The sequence below is a fragment of the Asticcacaulis benevestitus DSM 16100 = ATCC BAA-896 genome, assembly GCF_000376105.1.
Classification (GTDB): domain Bacteria; phylum Pseudomonadota; class Alphaproteobacteria; order Caulobacterales; family Caulobacteraceae; genus Asticcacaulis; species Asticcacaulis benevestitus.
Map to the genome: position 1 here is coordinate 1 of NZ_AQWM01000024.1, position 21,383 is coordinate 21,383.

20 protein-coding genes and 1 pseudogene are annotated in these 21,383 nt (G+C 56.3%); 14 read left to right on the forward strand and 7 right to left on the reverse strand.

Annotation, left to right across the window (positions count from 1 at the left end):
• From B060_RS27630 to B060_RS0117525, 4 genes and pseudogenes are all read right to left on the reverse strand, one after another.
• Positions 1–221 (reverse strand): annotated as a pseudogene (locus B060_RS27630) (IS701 family transposase); the annotation flags it as partial.
• Positions 222–428: 207 nt separating this feature from the next.
• On the reverse strand, positions 429–596 hold the full coding sequence (locus B060_RS27330; protein ID WP_155847831.1) for a hypothetical protein: 168 nt from the start codon (positions 594–596) through the stop codon (positions 429–431).
• 62 nt (positions 597–658) lie between these two features.
• The gene (locus B060_RS25050; RefSeq protein ID WP_031220911.1) at positions 659–2,947 is read right to left on the reverse strand and encodes a beta-glucosidase family protein; all 2,289 of its coding nucleotides are present in this window, start codon (positions 2,945–2,947) and stop codon (positions 659–661) included.
• Between the two features lie 43 nt (positions 2,948–2,990).
• Entirely contained in the window at positions 2,991–3,929 is a 939-nt protein-coding gene (locus tag B060_RS0117525) for an aromatic alcohol reductase (protein WP_018083104.1), read from the reverse strand.
• A gap of 80 nt (positions 3,930–4,009) precedes the next feature.
• Between B060_RS0117525 and B060_RS0117530 the strand changes: the two genes are divergently transcribed.
• Positions 4,010–4,456, forward strand: coding sequence for a winged helix-turn-helix transcriptional regulator (locus B060_RS0117530; RefSeq protein ID WP_018083105.1), 447 nt, complete (start codon positions 4,010–4,012; stop codon positions 4,454–4,456).
• A gap of 353 nt (positions 4,457–4,809) precedes the next feature.
• Here B060_RS0117530 and B060_RS0117535 read toward each other — a convergent pair whose 3' ends face one another.
• Positions 4,810–5,244 carry an RbsD/FucU family protein gene (locus B060_RS0117535; protein WP_018083106.1) on the reverse strand — a complete coding sequence of 145 codons (435 nt, stop codon included), beginning with the start codon at positions 5,242–5,244 and terminating at the stop codon, positions 4,810–4,812.
• 178 nt (positions 5,245–5,422) lie between these two features.
• On the opposite strand from B060_RS0117535, the gene B060_RS0117540 reads away from it, so the two are divergent.
• From B060_RS0117540 to B060_RS0117550, 3 genes are all read left to right on the forward strand, one after another.
• Complete coding sequence (locus B060_RS0117540; RefSeq protein ID WP_269078015.1) at positions 5,423–5,848, forward strand: glycoside hydrolase family protein; 426 nt, start codon at positions 5,423–5,425, stop codon at positions 5,846–5,848.
• Between the two features lie 134 nt (positions 5,849–5,982).
• Positions 5,983–6,375 (forward strand): glycoside hydrolase family protein, encoded by a 393-nt coding sequence (locus B060_RS0117545; RefSeq protein WP_155847832.1) that lies wholly within the window; start codon positions 5,983–5,985, stop codon positions 6,373–6,375.
• 74 nt (positions 6,376–6,449) lie between these two features.
• A complete protein-coding gene (locus tag B060_RS0117550; RefSeq protein ID WP_018083109.1) occupies positions 6,450–6,653 on the forward strand; it encodes a hypothetical protein in 204 nt (67 codons plus the stop codon).
• Here the strand turns inward: B060_RS0117550 and B060_RS0117555 are convergent.
• The gene (locus tag B060_RS0117555; protein ID WP_018083110.1) at positions 6,650–7,858 is read right to left on the reverse strand and encodes an ROK family transcriptional regulator; all 1,209 of its coding nucleotides are present in this window, start codon (positions 7,856–7,858) and stop codon (positions 6,650–6,652) included. The two genes, B060_RS0117550 and B060_RS0117555, sit on opposite strands and share 4 nt — an antisense overlap.
• A gap of 471 nt (positions 7,859–8,329) precedes the next feature.
• Here B060_RS0117555 and B060_RS0117565 point away from each other — a divergent pair, with 471 nt between their 5' ends.
• From B060_RS0117565 to B060_RS0117620, 10 genes are all read left to right on the forward strand, one after another.
• Positions 8,330–9,646 carry a sugar porter family MFS transporter gene (locus B060_RS0117565; RefSeq protein ID WP_031220914.1) on the forward strand — a complete coding sequence of 439 codons (1,317 nt, stop codon included), beginning with the start codon at positions 8,330–8,332 and terminating at the stop codon, positions 9,644–9,646.
• 59 nt (positions 9,647–9,705) lie between these two features.
• On the forward strand, positions 9,706–10,626 hold the full coding sequence (locus B060_RS25055; RefSeq protein WP_018083113.1) for an ROK family protein: 921 nt from the start codon (positions 9,706–9,708) through the stop codon (positions 10,624–10,626).
• A 2-nt stretch (positions 10,627–10,628) separates the two neighbouring features.
• The gene (locus tag B060_RS25060) at positions 10,629–11,336 is read left to right on the forward strand and encodes an HAD family hydrolase (protein ID WP_018083114.1); all 708 of its coding nucleotides are present in this window, start codon (positions 10,629–10,631) and stop codon (positions 11,334–11,336) included.
• A gap of 81 nt (positions 11,337–11,417) precedes the next feature.
• The gene (locus B060_RS0117580; RefSeq protein ID WP_018083115.1) at positions 11,418–13,037 is read left to right on the forward strand and encodes a glycoside hydrolase family 32 protein; all 1,620 of its coding nucleotides are present in this window, start codon (positions 11,418–11,420) and stop codon (positions 13,035–13,037) included.
• 492 nt (positions 13,038–13,529) lie between these two features.
• Complete coding sequence (locus B060_RS0117590; protein ID WP_018083117.1) at positions 13,530–13,775, forward strand: hypothetical protein; 246 nt, start codon at positions 13,530–13,532, stop codon at positions 13,773–13,775.
• A gap of 747 nt (positions 13,776–14,522) precedes the next feature.
• Positions 14,523–15,626 carry a transporter substrate-binding domain-containing protein gene (locus B060_RS0117600; protein ID WP_018083119.1) on the forward strand — a complete coding sequence of 368 codons (1,104 nt, stop codon included), beginning with the start codon at positions 14,523–14,525 and terminating at the stop codon, positions 15,624–15,626.
• A gap of 519 nt (positions 15,627–16,145) precedes the next feature.
• On the forward strand, positions 16,146–17,237 hold the full coding sequence (locus tag B060_RS0117605) for a hypothetical protein (protein ID WP_018083120.1): 1,092 nt from the start codon (positions 16,146–16,148) through the stop codon (positions 17,235–17,237).
• Entirely contained in the window at positions 17,228–18,355 is a 1,128-nt protein-coding gene (locus B060_RS0117610; RefSeq protein ID WP_018083121.1) for a hypothetical protein, read from the forward strand. The genes B060_RS0117605 and B060_RS0117610 overlap by 10 nt, the downstream gene beginning before the upstream one ends.
• Before the next feature lie 80 nt (positions 18,356–18,435).
• Complete coding sequence (locus B060_RS0117615; RefSeq protein WP_018083122.1) at positions 18,436–19,068, forward strand: hypothetical protein; 633 nt, start codon at positions 18,436–18,438, stop codon at positions 19,066–19,068.
• The gene (locus B060_RS0117620) at positions 19,068–20,513 is read left to right on the forward strand and encodes a CsgG/HfaB family protein (protein WP_018083123.1); all 1,446 of its coding nucleotides are present in this window, start codon (positions 19,068–19,070) and stop codon (positions 20,511–20,513) included. Before B060_RS0117615 ends, B060_RS0117620 begins: the two co-directional genes overlap by 1 nt.
• A 196-nt stretch (positions 20,514–20,709) precedes the next feature.
• Here the strand turns inward: B060_RS0117620 and B060_RS0117625 are convergent, their stop codons facing one another.
• On the reverse strand, positions 20,710–20,970 hold the full coding sequence (locus B060_RS0117625; protein ID WP_018083124.1) for a hypothetical protein: 261 nt from the start codon (positions 20,968–20,970) through the stop codon (positions 20,710–20,712).
• Between the last annotated feature and the right edge of the window lie 413 nt (positions 20,971–21,383).

The following is a 21,383-nucleotide window of genomic DNA, read 5'->3' on the forward strand; positions in this document are numbered from 1 at the left end:
CGCCCGAGCAAGGATTGAATGCGATAGGGCCTCTCAAGCCCAGCTTCTTCCGCTAGCATCCACCCTGTCTTGCGCTCAGCCCGCGACATAAGGCCTTCAATGAAGGCACCGGCAGATGCGCGTTGCTCTGAGCGCTTAAGCGCTGGAGCAATCGCCGCCTTCATCTCCGTCAACGCTTCGCGCCAGTTAGTCCCTGTACCCACCCAATCTGACACACTCATGACAATCTCCGCTCATCCTAACCAACGAAAGGGAATCATGATTTTCCATTATGCGCAACTGTAGTACTAGGTAGAGACCCTTCCCATCCTGATGGTCTCTACGATGCGTCGGATAAGCTAGGCGATAAAAGCGGTTATATAGCGCTGCGACCAAGTGTAATTGCCCTGCCCCTTGATCTCGAAATAAGACATGTCGAGGCTGATGTTTCAGGCAAACTCTGTGCGTCCCAGCGGCGCGCCGTTCGCACGGCGCACGGTGGCAGGCTTCGACCAGTCGGCCCGCTTGGCCGGATCACCGCCTTCGTGCATTGGATATTGGATCATCTCGGGGAAAGGAGGGAAGTGCGATGGCCTTGATTGTGCTTTCCCGCTCATAGGCGTCCTTGGCTTGATATAGTCGTGTTTTGGACGCCTGCGGACCGAAAATCACGTAATGCTTATGGCTCTAAGACAGAGATCGAACCTGACAAAGGCGTATCGTTTGCGGCTCGGCCCACGAAGAAGGTATATTTCCCGGGTTTGAGAACCCATGCATTCGCCTTTTCATCGAATGTCGAAATGTACATCGGGTCGATTTTGACGTCGACCGTTCGCTTTTCTCCTGTTTTTAGCGGAATGCGCGTCCAGCCGACCAATCGGCGTGTCGAGCCGTCAACGTCACCGGGGCGTTGCGCATAGACCTGCGCGGTTTCAATACCTTCAAAAGCTCCTGTGTTTTTGACTGTGAAATGCACCGTGTCGGCGGATACACTTAGGCCTTCATAGCCGTAACTCGTATAGCTCAGACCAAAGCCAAATCCGAAAATGGGTTTAATTTTCTTCAGTTCGTACCAGCGATAACCCACATTGGCCCCTTCGGGATAGGTGATATCAAAGGGTGGTGGCCCTACGCGCTGCCTTCCCAAACTATCCATTACAGGGGCACCGGTTTCGTCGACCAAGCCTTGCGTCTTAAGCGTAGACCCTGGGAGCACAGGGTTCGGCAGATCGGCAATTGAGCGCGGGAAGCTGATCGGCAGCTTTGCAGAGAAATTGACCTTACCCGTCATTAATCGCGCCATGGCTTCGCCGCCGCGGGCGCCTGGATACCAGGCTTGGATGACGCCACCAACCAAATCCAGCCAAGGCATGGTGATCGGCCCGCCGGTTTCAAGGACGACCACGGTGTGCTTATTAGCGGTGGCTATGGCCTTGATCAATCCGTCCTGATTTCCGGGCAGACTAAGATCCGGCAGGTCGACGGCTTCGCCCGCCGGCTTGTTCGCAAAGACGATGACAAGATCCGCCGTTTTTGCCAATTCTGCCGACTTTTGGGGATCGTTGCCTGAGTCATAGATTATGTTCGCATCGGGTCGAAGGGCCTTGAGCGCCTTAAGGGGCGAGGATGGATACCAAATTGGCCCCCGGCTAAAGACACCTGCGGCACCTTGATCCGAGACAGATGTCTCGGCTTTGACTGCACTGCCACCTGGAGGGTCGACCTGGCCGGAGCCCCCGCCGGTCAAGACCCCGACATCTGCGTGACTGCCTACCAACAGGATTGATTTTGCCGTGGCAGCGATAGGCAGTTCACCGTTATTTTTTAAAAGAACCATGCCATTCTCTGCGGCCATCTGAGAAATTTCGAGGCCACCATCAATATCGACGACCATAGTCACCGGTGGATTGTCCACAACACCAGAAGCAAACAGGGTGCGTACAATGCGCAAAGCGGCATCGTCGATGCGGGATTGCGGCACTTCGCCGGCGGCTACAGCGGCGGCGAGCCGTTCGCCGAAATATTTGTCGTCTGGTTGTTCCTGATCCAGGCCGCTATTCATAGCCTTCGCCGTAGAGTGCGCACCGCCCCAGTCCGATAAAACGAAGCCCTTAAACTGCCAGTCGCGCTTCAACACCTGGTTCAGCAGATAGTCGTTTTCGCAGGCATAGTCGCCGTTCACAAGATTGTACGAACACATGACCATACCGGGATTACCGATCTTGACCCCGATTTCAAAAGCCATCAGATCGCTTTCACGCAAAACCCGATGGCTCATGACTGGATTATTGACCTGACGACCGGTTTCTTGATCATTCACCGCAAAGTGCTTGATATCACCAATAACGTGCTCATTCTGCAATCCGACCAGGAAGTTCCCCGCCATGACGCCGGCGAGCACCGGATCCTCGCCACGGTATTCAAACGTCCGGCCATTACGAGGCTCGCGCATCAAATTGACCCCACCAGAGAGAGACGTATTGTAACCCTGAGCACGGAGTTCCCGGCCGATCAATGCCCCATATTCATGGGCTATTTGTGGATCAAAAGACGCCGCTTCAGCGATCGCGGCCGGCATCAGAGTGGAGTAGCGGCTCGTTGCTGCCCCGCGAGTCACGCCAACGGTCGAATCCGCCATATTGAGATCGGGGAGACCTAGACGGGGTATCCCTGGCACAAAACCAGCCCCGCCATTTGCAGTCGTGCCCTTGCGTTTAGGTGAGATAGGCCCGCCGTAGCCATGCAGGAGTGATAGCTTCTCGGACTGGGTCATTTGCGCCAGGACGAGGCGCGCGCGTGTGTCTGGATCCAATGTCGTGTTCATCCAGGGCTGGGTCGTCGCTGCAGCACCGGGCGTAGACGGCGCCTCGGCCCGTGATAAATTTGCCGTCAAAAATGATAACAAGCTAACCGTGGCCAACAGAGCCATGCGCGTCGCAAGGCCATGTTTATGTTTGAGGCTACTCATGGAGCTTTTCCTTTAAATTTTGCTACCCAAACCACCATCGCCATTAGGAGCGAAGGTTTTCTCGCATCCACTCTTCGGCGGTCTCAACTTTGATACCATTCCGCGCGTTAAAGCTATCGCGCTTCGGCCATGCCACGCCCCTGCCTTCGGCAAAGACCGCCCGATATTTCATGATGTGATTATCAGGGTCCTGCGCAAGTTCCGCCTTCAGCTGCGGTACGGTCCATTCTGCTTTGGTGAACGGGCGATCAAGAACGGTCTGAAGCGTCTCAGCAACCTCGCCGTAGGTGACTGTGTCACCTGCAAGATAGACGATCTCGTTGCGGATCGTCGGTTGAGCAAAGACGACCTCTGCGGTCAAGGCTCCGATATCATCAGGCGTTGTCAGCGTAACTTCCGTATTCAGACTGCCCAGAGCCTTGACCACGTTTTTCTCAAGATCGACGACCTCAAATATCGGTTCGAACAAAAAGCTCGTGAACATGCCCGTGGAGATCACGACCCAGTCCGTTTTGTCCTGGGCACGGAGGAGCTCCCGCACGTCGATCTGTGCGTCGAACAAGTCCTGAGGACTACCACGCCCGATGACGTCGAAATCGACGCCAAACTGCCACGGGAAATATCGCTTGAGGTTGGCTTCGAGGGCAGCCTTGGCAAGTTTCATGGGAGCGTCCAGGCCAGCGGAAAAGCCTGCGCATCCGATCACGGTGTCAAAAGGTGCAAAGATAGCTGCCAGCTCACTTATGGAAGCGGCGAGGATATCGCCGGTAACGATCTCGATACCCAATTCGCGTATTTCGGCGACCTCACGCCGTTTCACCGGGTCGTTCGACTCGATTGTTGCCGCTCGCAACAGGACACTGATCGTCGCTCCTTGATGATCCTTGGCTTTGCGCGCCAGATTGCGTAGTACCGGCATGCCGAGTTCTCCGGCACCAATGACCAGGATCGACTGTGATTTTACTGTTTGCGAAGAGTTCATTCGGAAATCCTTCCTATTCTCATCGTTGATGTGACCGGGTAAATGGCATAGTTCAAAAGCGGTCGTAAGAAGGTACATGCGTGATACCGGAGGGTAGGACACTGACGAGAGATGAAATCCTGAGCTATGCTCAAGCTGTCTGCGACGGTCTTCGCGAAGACGAGGACGGGGTAAGACGCGAAGTTCTGACCCACGCAGGGAACAGATGGTCGCTGGGCGTCATCCACACCTTGGGCGTATATGGCAGGCTACGCCATGCCGATATCGGACGCAGAATGCACGGGGTTACCCAAAGAATGCTGACACGTACGCTTCGTCAGCTTGAGAGAGACGGTTTGGTCACACGCTATGATCTCGTGGAGATGCCGCCACGCGTGGAATACGAGCTTACCGATTGGGGAATGGGATTGCTCGTCCGTATGATCCCGCTTTGGACATGGGTCGTCGAAAATTCGGATCAGTTTCGTAAGTCGCGTGAGGAATATGATTCACGTCCGCAGCAGAAACCGTCATGGCAGACGTTCTGATCAGGCCGTAGACTAGGCGACCTGATCAGAACGTCTGCCGCTACACTTTTGAAGTAGCCAGCAAGGTGAGGGGATTTTTGGCATATCGCGTGGCGATTGCCAGGCAAGACTTGAGCCGGCTGAAGCGCGCCCCGTCGAAAGGGGGCTTAACCTTTCGTCACCTTAAAATCAGACGACGCTGCCTTGACGAGAGGTCTCATTTGACCCGAATAATAGCGCAAAGGTGGTGTCGCCGGTCATCAATGAGACCACCGGCGAGCCGGCGGCACAAGTTGTACACCGTGGGGCTGTGAAGCTGTAACACTGTATTGCCTTGGGCGAGTCAACGGGCTGTGAGAACCGCCGTCCCGTGATTAGATGGCAGGCGAAATCACGCCCTTACGCAAGATTATGTTCCCGTAGAGCCGCAGTTCCCCGCTTGCGACTATGGCAAAGGCAGCCTTGATGCGATCGTAAAAGGGCGGCCCCGAAATGGGGGTCAGGCGTATCCCGTTGTCATTTTCATCAATGGCCGCCTGGAATTCCTCGTAGATCGGCTCGATACGATCACAGTCACCGAAAGCGCAGGGCCTGAACGCGGCTTCAGGAACGTCGCGATCCAGGGGCATCAGAGACAAGATCGCTTTCAGGATTGTCGGTGCGTCCGTCGCGTCCATCCGAACGAGACGCCGCGCATGGCTGAGCGCCGGGTAATTGGCATCGACAATGGCAATCTCATCACCGTGGCCCATTTCACGCAAGATCGCGAGCAGGTCAGGGCCGACAATGGGGTTTATTCCTTTAAGCATTTCATCCCGCCTTCTGTAATTCCAATCGTAAGCTTGGCACTCCCTCAGGGACTATGTCAATCATATTGACATAGTCAAATAGCCACGGATTGGAGTGTGGGATATTTTCCTGCAGTGGAGCGCCAATGCGTAAATGTTGCAAATATGACATAGGTGGTATGGATTGAGGTTCAATTAGGTGAGGTATCTTAATTTAAACAGAGTCGCATGGCGTCACCCATTTTGGATGACGCAGACGAATGACGCGGTGGCCTGGAAAGCCCCGGCTTTAACGTTACCGGTGGGTGACACGAGCGCGCCCGACGCCTGGCTCGGAAGTGGCAGTGGGATCGCCGCCCCTTCAGGAGGATACCGGCTTTTCTATACGGGGCATAATCCGGCCGCCAATCCTAAGGAAATCGTTATGCAGGCGCGCGCCGCCAGTCTCAACGGCCCATGGGCCAAGGTCGCGAGCTTTGGATTTGCTGGGACGCCGCAATACGATGCCATGGATTTCCGCGACCCGTTCGTCTTCTGGAATGCTGAGGCACATGCCTATTGGATGATCCTTGCCTCGCGGCAGGGCGCGAAGGCGGTCATGCCCGGTACAGTTCCCCTGATATGACAAGCTGGACGGCCGAAACACCGCTCTACACTGAGGACAGCCCGTTAAACCTCGAGTTACCTGATCTCTTCAATCAATGCAGTCATTGGAATCTGCTGTATTCGGATCAGCGATCTAACGCCCGGCAGGTCCGCGTGCTTACGGCTAGCCAGAGTTCTGGCCCTTATGCCTATCGGAGCTACGACGCGCTCGACGCAAAGGCCTTCTATGCCGGAAAGACAGCTGGAACCAACGACAATCGTCTCTTGTTTGGCTGGCTCGCTCACGAGCGCGGCCACACCGATGCCGGGGCTTTGGACTGGGGCGGCGACCTGGTGACGCATGCCGTCAAATGCCGCGCCGATGGTGAACTCGCTGTATGGCTCCCCGATATCCTGGCGCAGACCTTCAACACTCAGACCCGCCCCCTGTCTATCGGCAGCGCGACGATAGGGGAGGGCGGAAAGGCCACACTTACGCATCTCGACATCCAGGTTGTCCCCGGCAGCGAATTCGGCATAGCCTTCAAAGGCGCGATAACAATCTGACAAGCCTGCTGAAGGTCGATACGCAAAACGGCCAGGCCACGTTTCTTCTGAACGGCGGCGCGACGGAGGCGCCGATGGTCGCTATCCCGACGCCGGCTGATGGCCACTATACGGTCGATCTGGTCATAGATCCAAGGTTGGGCCTGGGAATCGCCTATATCAACGACTTCCGAGCCCTGAGCTTCCGATACTATGACGTCAGATTCGCAGACGTTTCGGTCTATGCCAAGCCGACACCCCTGGCCTTGAGCGGCACAGTACGTGAGCGCCGCCCCTAAGCTTGCACGGGCACACTTTTGAGCAGAGCCTCGAGATCTTCAGCAAACCGCTCCTGCATGGGTAGGCTGGCTGCCCCTATGACACGGGCAAAGTATCCAAGCGTTCCGGGAACGACTTCGAACGGTGACAGGCCGATGGTTGGATGCAGGCCGATCTGTTCTCTTGTCCGGTCGATGATCCGGCCGCGAACACGTTCAGGAAGTGAGCCGTCGATAACGATTTGCGGGACGTCCAGAATAGCGCTTGCGTTTATAAAGGCGCTCGCCAGGTGTGATGAGATCTGCTCAACCCACGGCCCCACAAAGGCGTCGATGGTCGACCAGTCGTCGTCCGGATTCCATATTTCTGCTGCATCCTGACCGGCTTCGCGCAGGCTATGCACGAGCGTAATGATCGAGGCGACGGATAAAAGTTGGCGGCTCTCCGTCGTGGAAGCGGCGGCATGTGCCAGCATGAAGCCTACAGCACCGGCTTTCAGGCGTGACCCACGCAGGATCTTTCCGTTGAGAACGACGCCGCCGCCGAGAAATGTGCCAAGGTAGATATACAAAAAATCTTTGGATTTTTCCGCTTTCCCGAAGGTGAGCTCGCCTGTGCAGGCTGCCGCGACATCGTTCCAGATAGTAACGGGAACGTCCGCCAGCCCTTCCAGCGCTGCCTTTACATCGAAGTCGTGCCAGGCCATCAACTCATCTTCGGGCGCGTCGAATTCCGGCCCCCAACGCCAGAGCTCGTTGGGCATGGCGACCCCCATACCGATGACCTTGTCCATGACCGATGGCGGAAAGGCCTCGCAAACCGCCTTTAACGCCGTCCGGACAAAGCTTATCATCTGATCGGGAGTCGGATAGTCTATGCCGTGGCGAATCCATTTCAGCACCTTGCCCGAAAAGTCCATAAGGACGAGTTCGAAACTTTTACGGCCGATCTTGAAACCGATTGAGTATGCGCCGTCCGGGTTGAGGGTAAATGGCACTTGCGGTTGGCCGATCCGGCCGCGAATCGGCTCACCTCGCAGCAAGAGGCCATTACCTTCAAGGCGGCCGATCACATCGGTCAGGGTTTGCTTCGACAAGCCCGTCTGCTGCGTGAGTTCAGCCTTGGACAAAGCCCCCCTGGATCGCAAAATCGACAGGACCAAACGTTCGTTGTATGCGCCAACCGCGACGATATTCGATCCGCGATTTAACTTCTGCGTGTTCATGCGTTGAGCTTCTGTTCTCTATTCTATCAAGCGCTTCCAGATCCCCTCAAGAGGTCGAAGGCATATGGATTTGCGTGTCCGCACGGTCCATCGGTGACGTGATTTTTATACCTTACGATAGCTTGCTCTGCAAAAAATCAAAAGGGCGCAATTTATATAAGTCCGGTATATTGACTTAATCTTCGCCTTGATGTTTAATTTCATCGTGCCCGGTCGAAGTGGCGTGGTATTATATCTGGCCCATGTCGACTGTAACACTGAAGGCTGTTTCAGTCAGGCCCAATCCTGCCGCGTGAAAGCAGGCGTTTGGAAAGATGACATGAGGCGGGTACGACGGCCTTTTCTCCAGGGCCATTCGATAGGCGTTGCGGTTGATTTGGACTTTCCCTCCCTGGACTTTCGAGCGCGGCATGCTCTGCCGCGCTCCTTTTTTTAGAAGCACAAAAAAAACGTTTAGGTAGGAGACATAGTATGAACTCGACGCTGGTACGAGGGATATTCGTGGGCGGATTGGCTGGACTGTTGTTCGGCTTTGATACTGCTGTCATCGCGGGAACCACCCAGGGGCTGACGCAAGCTTTCAATTTAGATCCGGCGACCCTGGGTTTCACTGTGTCGAGCGCACTTTGGGGCACCTTGGCAGGGGCTCTGTTCGCTGGAAGCCCAGGCGACAGGTTCGGCGCCAGAAATTGCCTCATTGCCATTGCCGTCATGTATATCATTTCCGGCATTGGCTGTTTTCTCGCTCCTTCGCTGCCGATCCTCATCGCATCGCGCATTCTGGGCGGCTTGGCGATCGGTGCTTCGTCCGTGCTGGCGCCGACCTATCTGGCCGAGATTGCCCCGGCGAAGAACCGTGGGGCCTTGGTTGGTATGTTCCAGTTAAACATCGTCTTCGGTATTCTGGTCGCCTACCTCAGCAATTATCTGATCGGAACTTTGGAACTCGGTGATCACGAATGGCGCTGGAAATTTGGCGTCACCATCGTGCCGTCGCTTATTCTTTGGATCTTCCTGTACACCATCCCGAATAGCCCGCGCTGGCTGGCCGTCAAGGGCAGGGTGGACGAAGCGCGCAGTGTATTGGCGCGTATAGGCGTGGCCTCACCCGATGTTGAACTCAACCAATACCTGGCCAAGCACGAGCAGCACAACGGACAGAAAGTGCGCTTGTCGTGGAAAACCTACGCAAAACCCATGTTGCTGGCGATTGCCATCGCCGGTTTCAACCAATTGTCCGGCATCAACGCCATTCTCTACTATCTCAATGACATCTTTGCTGCTGCCGGCTTTGAGAAGGTCTCGGCCGATCTGCAATCGATCATCATCGGTGCGACGAACCTGGCTTTCACCTTGCTGGCTCTCACCGTCATCGATCGGGTTGGCCGCAAGACGCTCCTGTTGATTGGTTCGGTTGGGCTCGTCATCTCTCTGGCGGCGACGGCCTACATCCAACTGACCGGCACCTACCAGGGCTATCTCCTGTGGATGCTCATCCTCTTCATCGCGTCCTTCGCGTTCTCGCAAGGCGCTGTCATCTGGGTCTACATTTCCGAAATTTTCCCGACCGAAGTGCGTTCACGCGGGCAAGGCCTTGGCTCTTCTACACACTGGTTCATGGACGCCATTATCGCGACAGCTTTTCCTCTGGTGGCGGCTTATTCCAAGGGGCTACCGTTTATTTTCTTCGCCGTCGCGATGCTCGTTCAGTTCTTTGTTGTCTGGAAGCTATTTCCTGAAACGAAGGGAGTCGCACTTGAGGACATGGAACGTTCCATCGGTCATTAAGTTTGCGACTGCGTCCGTCGACAAACCGCTTAAATCCTTCCCTTATAACGAGTAAAACTATGTTTATTGGTATTGAAGTTGGCGGCACGAAGGTCGTCATGGCCGCGGGAACGGGGCCGAATGACCTAACGGAACTCGTCAGATTTCCAACCGAAACGCCGGAAGCGACATCTGCGGCCATAGTCCGGCAGGTGAAGCAATATCTGGCGCTCTATCCGACGATCCGGGGTATCGGTGTGGCCTCCTTCGGGCCGATCCAGGTCGACCCGGCACATCCGGAGTTCGGCGTGATCTACGAAACGCCGAAACTTCATTGGCGCGGTTTTAATATCGTACAGTTGCTTAAAGCCCATTTCCCGGACATCCCGGTGGCGCTTGACACGGACGTCAATGGCGCCGCCATTGGTGAGGCCGAATGGGGAGGCGGGCGAGGGCTAGACACGTTTGCCTATGTCACCGTGGGCACGGGCATTGGCGCTGGGTTGTACGTCAACGGCAAACCCGTACACGGTCTCCTGCATCCGGAAGCGGGGCATATGTTGATCCGCCGCGAACCCGGAAGGGATCCGTTTCCAGGCATGTGTCCGTTCCATGGGGACTGTCTGGAAGGGCTGGCCAGTGGGCCTTCTATTGAGGCGCGCACCGGTCAGCGCGGCGAACATCTACCAGACGACCACGACGTCTGGCTCTTAATCGGTGACTACCTTGCCCAGCTCTACGTCAACATGGCTATGATCGCTGCCCCACAGCGGATTCTGATCGGTGGAGGCGTGGGGCTGAAGCCGGAGGTGATTGCGCGTAGCCGGGCGGAGTTTTTCCGACTGGTGGGCGGTTATTTGCGTGCCCTCAAGCAACCTGAGTCGCTTCAGGCCTTCATTCAACCGGCTCAACTGGGAGACAGGGCAGGGGTTTTGGGCGCGGTCGGCTTGGCTGTGCGCGCAAGCCCCCTGACGAAAGCCACGCAGCTAGAAGCACAGTAACTATGTCCCTGCCAAAAGCCTTCCTTTTCGACATGGACGGTACGCTCTGCAACACCGAGCCTCTTCACATGGCCGCGTATCAAACCCTGCTGCAAGAAAACGGAAGGGTTGTTGATCAGGAGACCTTTGACCATCAGTTTGCCGGCCAGACGACCTCAGCCGTTATTGCGCATTTGTTTCCGCACATGTCGGATGACATGCGTAAGGACCTCGTTGCATTGAAGGAGGCAAGATTCCGCGAAACCGTGGGTCGCCTTGCGCCGCTGCCGGGCCTTCTTGAGTATCTTGACGCGATTGCGGCGTCCAGCGCCACCTTGGCCTTGGTGACCAACGCGCCGCGCGCTGATGTCGACTGCGTGTTAGCCGTTCTGGGGATCCAAACGCGGTTTTCCGTTGTGATTATCGCTTCCGAACTGGCCCATCCCAAACCCCATCCGCTGCCCTATTTGCGCGCGCTTTATGAGGCCGGTGTTACCGCGAAGGAGGCCGTGGTTTTCGAGGATTCGATTGCGGGCCTAAGGTCTGCCCGGAGCGCTGGCGTTCAGACGGTTGGCGTGCGCACAACGCTCGACGCTCAACAACTCCTGGGCAGTGGCGCATGGCTTACAATCGCGGACTATCACGATCCTGCGCTTGTCAGGGAGGGGCTCTGGCCCACCCAGACCGAGCGTTCCGGCGGCGTAGCGCAACATATAAGTCCGGAATATTGACTTATATGTTGCGCGGTGATAACCTCGCGATACAGACGAGAGGCCCGGCGAAGACCAGGTGCTCCACAGAAGGAAACAAGAATGATGAACCGGCTTTTTTCCGCGTCACTGGGCGTGTTGGCACTTCTTTTGGCGGCGCAACCGGCCCTGGCATTTCAGGCTCCCGCAGCCAACGCCTCGGGGGTCGTTAAGGCGCCGCTCAGAACGACCGGAGAGGCCTATCGTCCGGCCTATCACTTCACGCCGCCTGGGCAATGGATGAATGACCCAAACGGCCTGGTCTACTACAAGGGGCAGTACCACCTCTTTTATCAGCATTATCCTGCCGGCAACGTATGGGGGCCGATGCATTGGGGGCATGCCGTGAGCAAGGACATGGTGCACTGGCAGGATCGTCCCATCGCGCTGGCCCCGGACGCGCATGGGCTGATCTTCAGTGGCAGTGCGGTTGTGGATTGGAATAACGCCTCAGGCCTCGGCACCAAAGCGAACCCGCCCCTGGTCGCCATTTACACGTACCACAATGAAAAGTTCAAGGAAGCCGGGCTGACCTATCCGCAAAGCCAGGGGATTGCCTATAGTACTGATGCCGGCGAGACCTGGCATAAATATAAAGGAAATCCTGTGCTGGTACCGCCTGAAGGGAAGCCGGATTTCCGCGATCCAAAGGTCATGTGGCACCCCGCATCGAAATCCTGGATCATGACCTTGGCGGTCGGGGACCACACAGAATTCTACCGGTCATCCGACCTAAAATCGTGGAGCTTCCTCAGTGCTTTCGGTAAGGAGATTGGCGCCCATGGCGGGGTTTGGGAATGTCCCGACCTGCTGCCCATGAAGGTCAAGGAGACCGGCGAAACCAAATGGGTCCTGATTCAGAGCCTGAATCCAGGTGGTCCAAACGGTGGCTCCGCCACGCAGTATTTCGTCGGTGATTTTGATGGCCGTGACTTCAAACTGGACCCGAAATATGCGGCCCAACTGAGTGCAAAGGGACCGCAATGGCTCGATTGGGGCCGCGACAATTATGCCGGCGTAACCTGGTCCGATGTGCCCAAGGCTGACGGTCGTACCTTGATGATGGGTTGGATGAACAATTGGGACTACGGTCAGGTCGTGCCAACGACGGCGTGGCGCGGAGCGATGACGCTACCTCGTGAACTGACCCTGCATTTCGATGGGACCAACTACCTTGTGAAATCGGAGCCTGCGGTGGAGGTGGACAGGCTGAAAGGTAGAACCTACACGAGCGTTCCACAGACTGTGTCTGAGGCACTTGCGGTGGACATGCCAGCCAAGAGCGTGATGCAATCCTCGATCGACGTCCAGTTCGCCAAGCCTGCTGACGGAACAATGGCTTACCTTGAACTGTCCAATGATGCGGGCGACATTTACAAAATTGGATATGACGCGACAGCCAATTCGTTTTTCAGCGACCGACGCAAGTCAGGCCTGGTCGACTTTTCGGACAAGTTCGCCGCATCGGTACATTCGGCTCCCCGAAATGTGGCCGCAGATGTGATTGATATGAAGGTGTTCGTGGATCACGATTCGATCGAGTTGTTCGCTGACGGAGGCGCCACGGCATTGACCGATACGTTGTATCCCCGCAAGCCTTACACTTCCCTGCGTTTTGTAGCTGGCGGCAAATCTGTGCAGGTCCTGAAAATGCAGGTGACGGAACTTAAGGACGCTTTCTGACCTGCGACAGCAAGGTCGGGATCGAGGCCTACGCCCGTCATTATCTGTAGCTGGCGATGAACAAAGGGGCTGTCCCTTGACAAACTCCTCATGTTTACCCCTCCGGTGCCGACGCGCTACGCTGCGTGTAAGGGCATCCGCGCGGGGATGAGAGGCGGACATTGCCGGCCGCACCTTGCCTATCCTAGAGAACTTGAAAACGCATGGAGACTCCTATGTTCGGGTCGGCGAAGGTGTCGGTTCATTGGACCTATTTGGAGACCTGTCGGCATTCGTCGCGTATGATGAAAGCTCTTTGGAATTCTGTGCGCGGCGGGGTGACGTACCTCCAGTTCGATGAAAAGGCTTGTCTCGGTGTCTGCCAAAACGGCAGCATCTCACGCCTGTGGCTTTGGTCCTAACGCCCGCTTGTGGCGTTTGCTGGACTGGACACGAGGCGTCCAGCTTGGCATAGGCTCTTGTAAGAAAAAGCATGCAAAGGAAAGCACACCCATGGCAATTGGTAACATCGTAATGATCGTCCTCGGTCTACTAGCCATTCTCCTGGGCTGGCTTATGTTCGCGTCGGTTAAATTCCGCGCCTGGACTATGAGCTACGGCCGTGGTGCCATGTGGACCAAACTCCTCGGCGAACGCCGCGCCGACTGGGCGACACGGTTTATCTTTGGGCCGGTGTGTCTGATTTTTGGTGCGCTGATGGTTGTGGTGTCCGCGTTCGGCGGGCCTATCAGGGCGTAGTGCGGCGAAACAAACAGGATGAGAGTCCAGACTGGATGAATGACGCAGCACAAGGTACAAGGATGCGGCCGTTTCGGACCAACAACGATGCGGCCCCGTCGCCGTTACCGGTCAGCCAGGCTGCAAAGTCCCTATATTCCTTGCCTTCCATCCAGCGATAGGGAGCGGCGATGGTATGCAAAAAGAGGGTCTCGACAGTATCTCCGCGCTTGGCAACAGACGAGTGTGGAGGCAATGGCCCAACCAGGTTGGCGATTCCATGAGAAGCAAGGGCAGAGCGTACGGCGCGACTGTGCGTATGAGGCGTAGCGCGATGGACGTCACGACCCCTTGCATTGACGGACGAAGTTCAGATTGAACTAACGGCGTTCTTCAATGTGAAATCACACGTTTGCCCTTAAACCGTTCTGAGCCGTGCAGCCTGTCTGACCCGTTGCCATCGGCGAGGACACCTCTTTAGTGATGACCACTTCGCGCGCACGATCATGGCGTATCTATAAAACTCTTATTTAAAAACATCAGGTAGCGGCCTTTGTTGTCTTTCGTCATGAGCCATGAGAAGGGTGGCGAAGTTTTTTCACTTGTTGGAAGCCCAACGGCGATAGAAATACTGCTTTCTAATGTGATGGACGACGCAATAAAATATAGCCCTGATGGCAGTGACGGATTCATCTGCTTCGAGACGCTTGCGGGCGACCAACAGAATCCGAAAGAACAAAACGTTCACTCCAGAGGCTGATAGACGACATGACGACTAAACTTATCTTACGGTGGAGCCGGGCACTCGTCTTGGCGCTGGTCGGGATCCTGGCCTGGTCAGCTCCGGGTCTTGCACAGCCCAAGGCCAAATCCGTCTCGGTCAGTGTGCGTGTGCTGCCCCCCTTTGTAGAGCAAACGAATGGAGCGTTGAGCGGCTTCAGTATCGATATTTGGAACGAAATTGCCAGACGGCTGGACTGGCATTCCGTTTATGAGATAGCTCCCGACGTTCGAGGCCAACTGACGGCCGTTGCTGGTCGATCCGCCGATGTCGGTGTGGGGGCTGTGTCTATAACGGCGGAACGCGACCTGCAATTCGACTTTTCACAGCCGATTCTAAATGGCGGCCTGCAAATTCTGGTTAGATCCGAACGCGCAAACCCTGAATCTACCGCCCTTACGAGTCTTCTAAAGTTGTTGTTTTCGCCTGCCGTTCTCGTCTGGCTCGGTATCGCGGTCCTTTTGACGATTATACCTGCACATATTGTTTGGTTCGTTGAGCGTAGACACCCAGAAGGCATGATCGGCTCCAAATCTTATTTCCCCGGCATATTCCAGGCGTTTTTCTGGGGTCTCGGCACGCTCGCCACACAGGCGGATTCAATGCCCAGACATTGGGTGTCGCGCATTGTTGCTATCCTATGGATGTTTACCAGCGTTGTGTTCGTGGCCTTCTACACCGCGACCCTCACGGCCAGCCTGACTGTTGCGCAATTCAGGAGCCAGATTAACGGCCCCGCTGACTTGCCCGGCAAGACGGTCGCAACGGTCTCTGGAACAACTTCGGCGCAATACTTGCAAAACAACGGCATACAATTCAAGGCCTTTGCAACGATCGACGATGCGCGAAAAGCCTTGTTGACGAAGCAAGTCGACGCGGTCGTCTTTGATGCGCCGGTGGTACAGTATATAGCGGCTCATCAAAGCATGGGAGCCGCTATGGTCGTTGGACCTGTTTTCAATACTCAGGACTATGGCCTTGTTTTTACAAATGGAAGTGAACTGCGCAGACCATCGGACGCCGCCTTGCTCGCCATGCGGGAGGATGGAACCTATGATCGTATTTCAGAAAAGTGGTTTGGTAAAAAATAGCGAGCGTATAAAGCAGACAAAGAGGCGCCTTCACAGAACGCGTACCAAATCTGGTCTATTTGCGCACCTTTCGTTGCACCTCATCCTGTGGCTGATCGCTCTGACCCCCAAAGTGACCCCAATGTATGTGGGGTCAGCTGGGACATGCGGAAACTCAGCGAGACAGTCAAGTCGCTAAGGTCCAAAATTTTAAGGGATTTCTCAACGTCGTGGGACGTGGATGCATGCCAAGCCGGCTCCTCCCATGGAGCCAAACCAGAGCGAGTGAGGGGCTGGACTCGAGCGTTTGGCCTTCCGAAAGCCTTGGCTTGCACCTATCCCACCTCTAAACGGGCGTCGGCAGGGCCGTTCAAATTGGAAATCGCGGTTGATTTTTTTTTAAATGCCCTTAGGGTTGTGCTGCGGTGACTGGGGGAGTGGATGGATCGTCGGGGGATGCTTAAGGGGGCCTTGGCCTCACCGTTGTTCGTTGCGGCATATGCGGCTACCAGTGTGGCGGAGCCGCTTTCCGACTCTCCGATGTCCGAGGAAATATATTTCGCGGGTTTCGCCTATCTCACCGATTATCAGGATGTTTCCCAACGTCTGCCCTGCACGTCGCGGGTGGTCAACGACACAGGGGCGCAGATCTTCGACCGCCAGCTATTCGAGCTGGCGACGTCCGTACCGTGTCAGGCGAAAATCAATGATGGTCTGGGCACGCTAAAGGCAGGCCGGGCTGCCTATGTGACCGCGCTTGCCGTCAATCATGAAATCACCGATGTGGAGCGCATCGGAAACCAGTATAAGCTCTCCGTCACGCTCTGGGGGCAGCTCCTGGTCTTCGACTTCCAGAGCAAGTCGGTTGTTTCTAGCACCCCGGTCGTCAGTCAGTTCATTGACCTCTTTGACACGGATCCGACAGAGGACGAAATTCTGGCCGCCTATGGTCGCCTGGTGAACGGTGAGGATGCCGGTGGGCTGAAATCCCAGTTTGCCAAGGCCATCAGCGGCTCCATCCTTCCGCGCAACAGTTCGCGGACGATCCGGGTCACGCAATCCACACTCTCGGAAAAGGCTCGTCAGCAGGTTATCGACCTAAGGCTGGGGGGGGCGGAAACCTACACTGCCAACATAGCCAGTCGTCTGAGCGGGTGGCTGACCAGCCAACAGAAGATATGTGTCCTGCCCGCCGCTTCCAATCAGGCATTGGGCGGCAAGATGGCCGCGCGCCTGAGCAATGGCGATGTCTACACACTGAACATACCTGCGCCCGACTATGAGCTTCACCTGACGCTGGATGGCTTCAAGAAGGTTCTGGTGACGGATGTGCCAGCCGGCAAGGGCTACGTATATGGCGCCTTTGTTACCCTTATGGCCGTAGAGCCGCTGAGCGCCACGCGCTTTTTCGAAGCACAGATCCGCGTGGGAGTAAAGCGCACACAGCCGGCGACAGCCTCTGAAATCAATGATGGCCCCGTGTTCGACGAAGCGCTGCAGGAACTGTTTATGGAGTTCACGCAGGCTATCGAACCCGCCGACGATGCTTGGGCCAGACAGAATATACTTCCCACTCAGACCGCCGTTAGCTCCATGCAAGCCTTGAGAAAGATGATCCAGACATGTCGATAAGAAAAACCCTAGCCGCAGCTTTCCTCACCCTGTCCCTGACGGTCTCCGGCATGGCCCATGCCGAGGTCATAGCAGCCCGCGGGGTCGCTACCATACCGGTGACCGGAAGCCGCCCCAAGCCTGAGCAACGCGATCAGGCGATCGCCAAGGCACGGGAAAATGCGCTTGACCGGTATATTGCCGAAAACAATCCGGCCAAGCAGCGCATATACGACGACGCCCGCGGTTCGATCCTCAGCAGCATTGGGGAGTATGTGCTGGGTACAACGGTTCTGGCCGAACAGACGGATACCAAAGCGAAAACCTACACGGTTACCGTGCGCGCTGACATCAATTCCAATACGCTGGAAAACAGGCTGTCGGATAGTGCCGGACAGTCGCCCGCCCGTGAGGGCGGTCGGGATATTCTTCTTGTCTTCGTTTCGCGCACCCCCAGCAGCATCCAGAGCTTCGATGACCGCGTGTATTCTCGGGTGGACAATGAGTCCGAGGGGGGCTGCAAGACAAAAGGCGACCGAAAGACCAGCGAGGGCGAACGCGTAACCAACCGGTCCGTTTCGACGTCGGACAATGCGAGTGCAAACGCGTCTTATGCCTGTAAAACAACGGATATTACTGAAAGCGGCGGCAGCACGACTCGCAAGGCGGACAAGGTGATCTGGGCTGTGGGTAATTCCGCCGACTTTGATCAGCAGATCACGGGGACCATGGCCGACTCCGGCTACAATCTGGTCCCCGCCGAATACATTGAAAAGTTCGACCTCTCAGCCGTTCGCGCCGACTATGCCCGCGACGATGAACTGAGCCAGCAAACCTTGCGCAGCACCGTAGCCGCGGCGAAGGCTGCCCACCTTACCTATATCGTGCTCGGCACCATGACCGTCGAAATGCCCGACCGTGACCCTGTCTCCGGGAACGTCCGCGTCTTCGCCTCGATTAATGCCAGACTCCTCGACATCAGCGGTGCCTTCCCCCGCCCGGTCGCCGCGATAGGTCCCGTTCAGTACGCCGGACTGGGGCCTAGCGAAGCCGTGGCGCGGACGCAGGCAACGACGATTTCCGCCCGTGAAGTCGCCAAGGTCCTGCTGGATCGCCTCGCAGTCAAAGGCGTTCGATAAAAACAAGCATCGCAAATCAGTCCTTAGTTCGGGTTTGTCCTTTCAAACCTGTCGCCATTTCATAGATATAGGGGTTCGTCATGAATCGTAAACTCATCGCCTTGGTGCTTTTGGCCACCATCAGTGCATCGCCAGCCGTCGCCCAGAATCCGTTTTCGCAGATGAAGCAGCTGGGCGACTCCCTCACGGGCAAGGGCTCTTCCAACAATTCGGTCGTCGACTCGGTCGATATCTATGCCAGCTTTCTGGCCGCGCGCCTCGAAATGAACAATGCGCAGCTTTCTCTTGCAAATGCGTTCGATCTCAAGGATCAGGTCACCCTGCTTCAGGCCGAGCAGACGCGCCTGCAATCGGGTGCCATCGATGCAGACGGCATCAAGAAGTCAACCGTCCTGTCCAATAATGTGTCCACCGCGCTCAATGAAAAAATGGGCCAGAAAACGGCCTTGTCGGCAGAAGGGCGGCATCATTTTGAAGCGGCCATTCCGCACCTGCTCCTTGGCACGATCATGACCGTCAGGCTCATTGTGGTCTCAAAGAGTGCCTTAAGCTCAGCTTCGTTTGCGGATAAGATTCCGCTTGCACTGGTCGCCAAGGACATACCCGGTCTGGCAAAGACCACCTATGAGAACTACAAGATGGTTCTAACCTACGGAAAGGAAAACAATATTCCCATGCCGTCAAACGCAAGCGATGCGCTCGGATCACTTTAATGAAAAACGCAATTTCAAAACGGACCTTTCTGATCGCTGGCACCTCCTTGCTGACATTGCAAGTGGCGGCCTGTTCCCCCAAAAAGGACGACGCATCCAAAAGCGCAGAGAAGCTGCGTGAAGAACCCGATTTTGGCGGGGTCAAAGAGGTTTATGTCGAAGCCGAAGGAAGAGGGGGCACGCCCGAAGAGGCCATAGACAATGCTATTCTGAACGCCGCTAAGCAGGTGAACGGGGCCCAGACTGAGAGCCTGAGTGAGAACCTGAAAGTTGCTGGCACGATCTCCGTCGGAAATCAGAGTATCGACTATTCAGGTCAGCGTTTCACTGATCTGGTCGCTACGCGCTCAGGCGGCGTTATTACGCAATTCAAGATCATCGAAGCGCCCAAGGAAGGGTTCGCTTTCCCCGGCGGCGATACCTCTTCGAAATGGCGGGTACGCATCGGTGCAAACGTCGCAAAATATCAAGCCTCCGCCGACAGCAAACGCCCGCGGGTAATCGTGGCCACACCCCGCAGTTCCACAGGTTCTTATGCCCTTGGAAACGGCTCGCGTTCGGCTGAGGAGGTGGGAAACGCTATTCGTGAGCAAATCAACACCTCACTGTCCCAGACCAACCGCTTTACCGTTCTCGACACCTCTGTAGCGCGCGAACTGGATGCAGAGGCCGATCGTCTGGCTTCGGGCAATGTCAATGCGACTGACACGGCGCGACTGGGGCAGCGCCTCGCCGCGGATCTGCTTATCATTCCGACGATCGAACGCATGGAATATATCCGTTCTTCGCGTCAGTTGAGAATGGCCGACCGCGAACTGGTTTCGTATTCGGGCGGCGCGACCCTCGCCTTCAAGGTGGTCAATGCCACGACCGGTCAGTTGGTCTTGTCGGAACGCTATAGCAATGGCTTTCCTTCAACGGAGCCCACCACTTTGGGCGCGCGTGTCGATGGACTGAGCGCTTCGGCGAAGTCTATCGGTGAAATGACGCAAAAATTCGTCGCGGCCCTGATGCAAAAGACATTCCCCTTATCCGTCATCAAGCTTGACGGTGCAGATGTCGTCATCGGGCAGGGGGGCTCTCTGGTACGGTCGGGCAACAGGTACCGGGCGGTTTTGCTGGGCGACATGATGAAGGACCCGCAAACCGGACAAAATCTGGGCCGGACCGAAAGCGATTTCGGAACGGTCGTCATAACGCGGGTCGATACGAACCTCTCCTACGGTCGTCTCGAAAATGCGCCGGCATTGTCACAGGCTTTCCAGCCGGGCTTGGTCGAACTCAGAGACTCCGTAGGCGTGACCGCGCCCGAGACGGCCCAGGGCGGTGACGCCACGCCTGCTGTCAAGCCCAGGAACAGTAGTAAGGCTGCGCCTTCACAAAGCACAAACTCGGAACATCCAGTTCCTGCCGCACCCAGTAAATCCAGTGATAAGGATTGGTAAAATCCGGGTTCGCTCGGCCATAGGCTCGATGACCTTGCGCAGAAACGCCACCTCGCGGCGCAAGTCATCGAAGGCCTGCGCTGGCGACTTTGGCTCTGCTTCAATATCCGGATTGTCAGTCATGTCTGCTTCCCTTTTACGGCATTCCAATGTCGAGCCTGCGTGATTGGGGGCCAGGCCTATGCTGGCGCCAAGGTCACGGGACAGGCTCCGCTCCATGTCCTCCGGCGCCGACGCCACTGAGGCCCAAGGCTATGCGTTGATTGCACGGGCGTGAGTCCATCTGCGGGTCGCGTTCCAACGACTTGGCCATAGCGCCCATCTGACCGCGCATGCGGTTAGACATAGCCGTATCACCAGAGCCATCAGCCCCGATCCGACCCGCATCCATCCGCGCCCATTCATGGACGAACTGGTCGGCCGGTTTTAATGGATCGGCCCGGATCTCCGCTTCCATCGGCCGGACACGGCGGAATCGATTTGTGCGTCCGTCATCGGCCTGGCACCGATCGAGAATGGACGGCGGGTTCTATTCACCCGCACGACCGATCTCATTTAGAAGCTTCAAACCACAAGACGGGCCCCTCGGTTCCGGCCCACGAACAGCCCAGACAAGACAAGACAAGCCCAGACAGCCGGCCCGTTCCAAGACGTCCGCATTGGCCGTACCGGCATGCACCCAGACGGCCAGCCTTTGAGCCGAGGCAGCGGTCTCATGGCTGAGCGTCCAGGCCGCCAATTTTGCTCTGCGCGTGGTTCTGCTATCGGCCCCGCAGCAGACACGTCAAATTTGCTGCAGTTGTAGCCAAGACGCCTCACTTACTATTTAATAAATTGCCATCTATGGAATTTGTTTTCATATGCGAGACG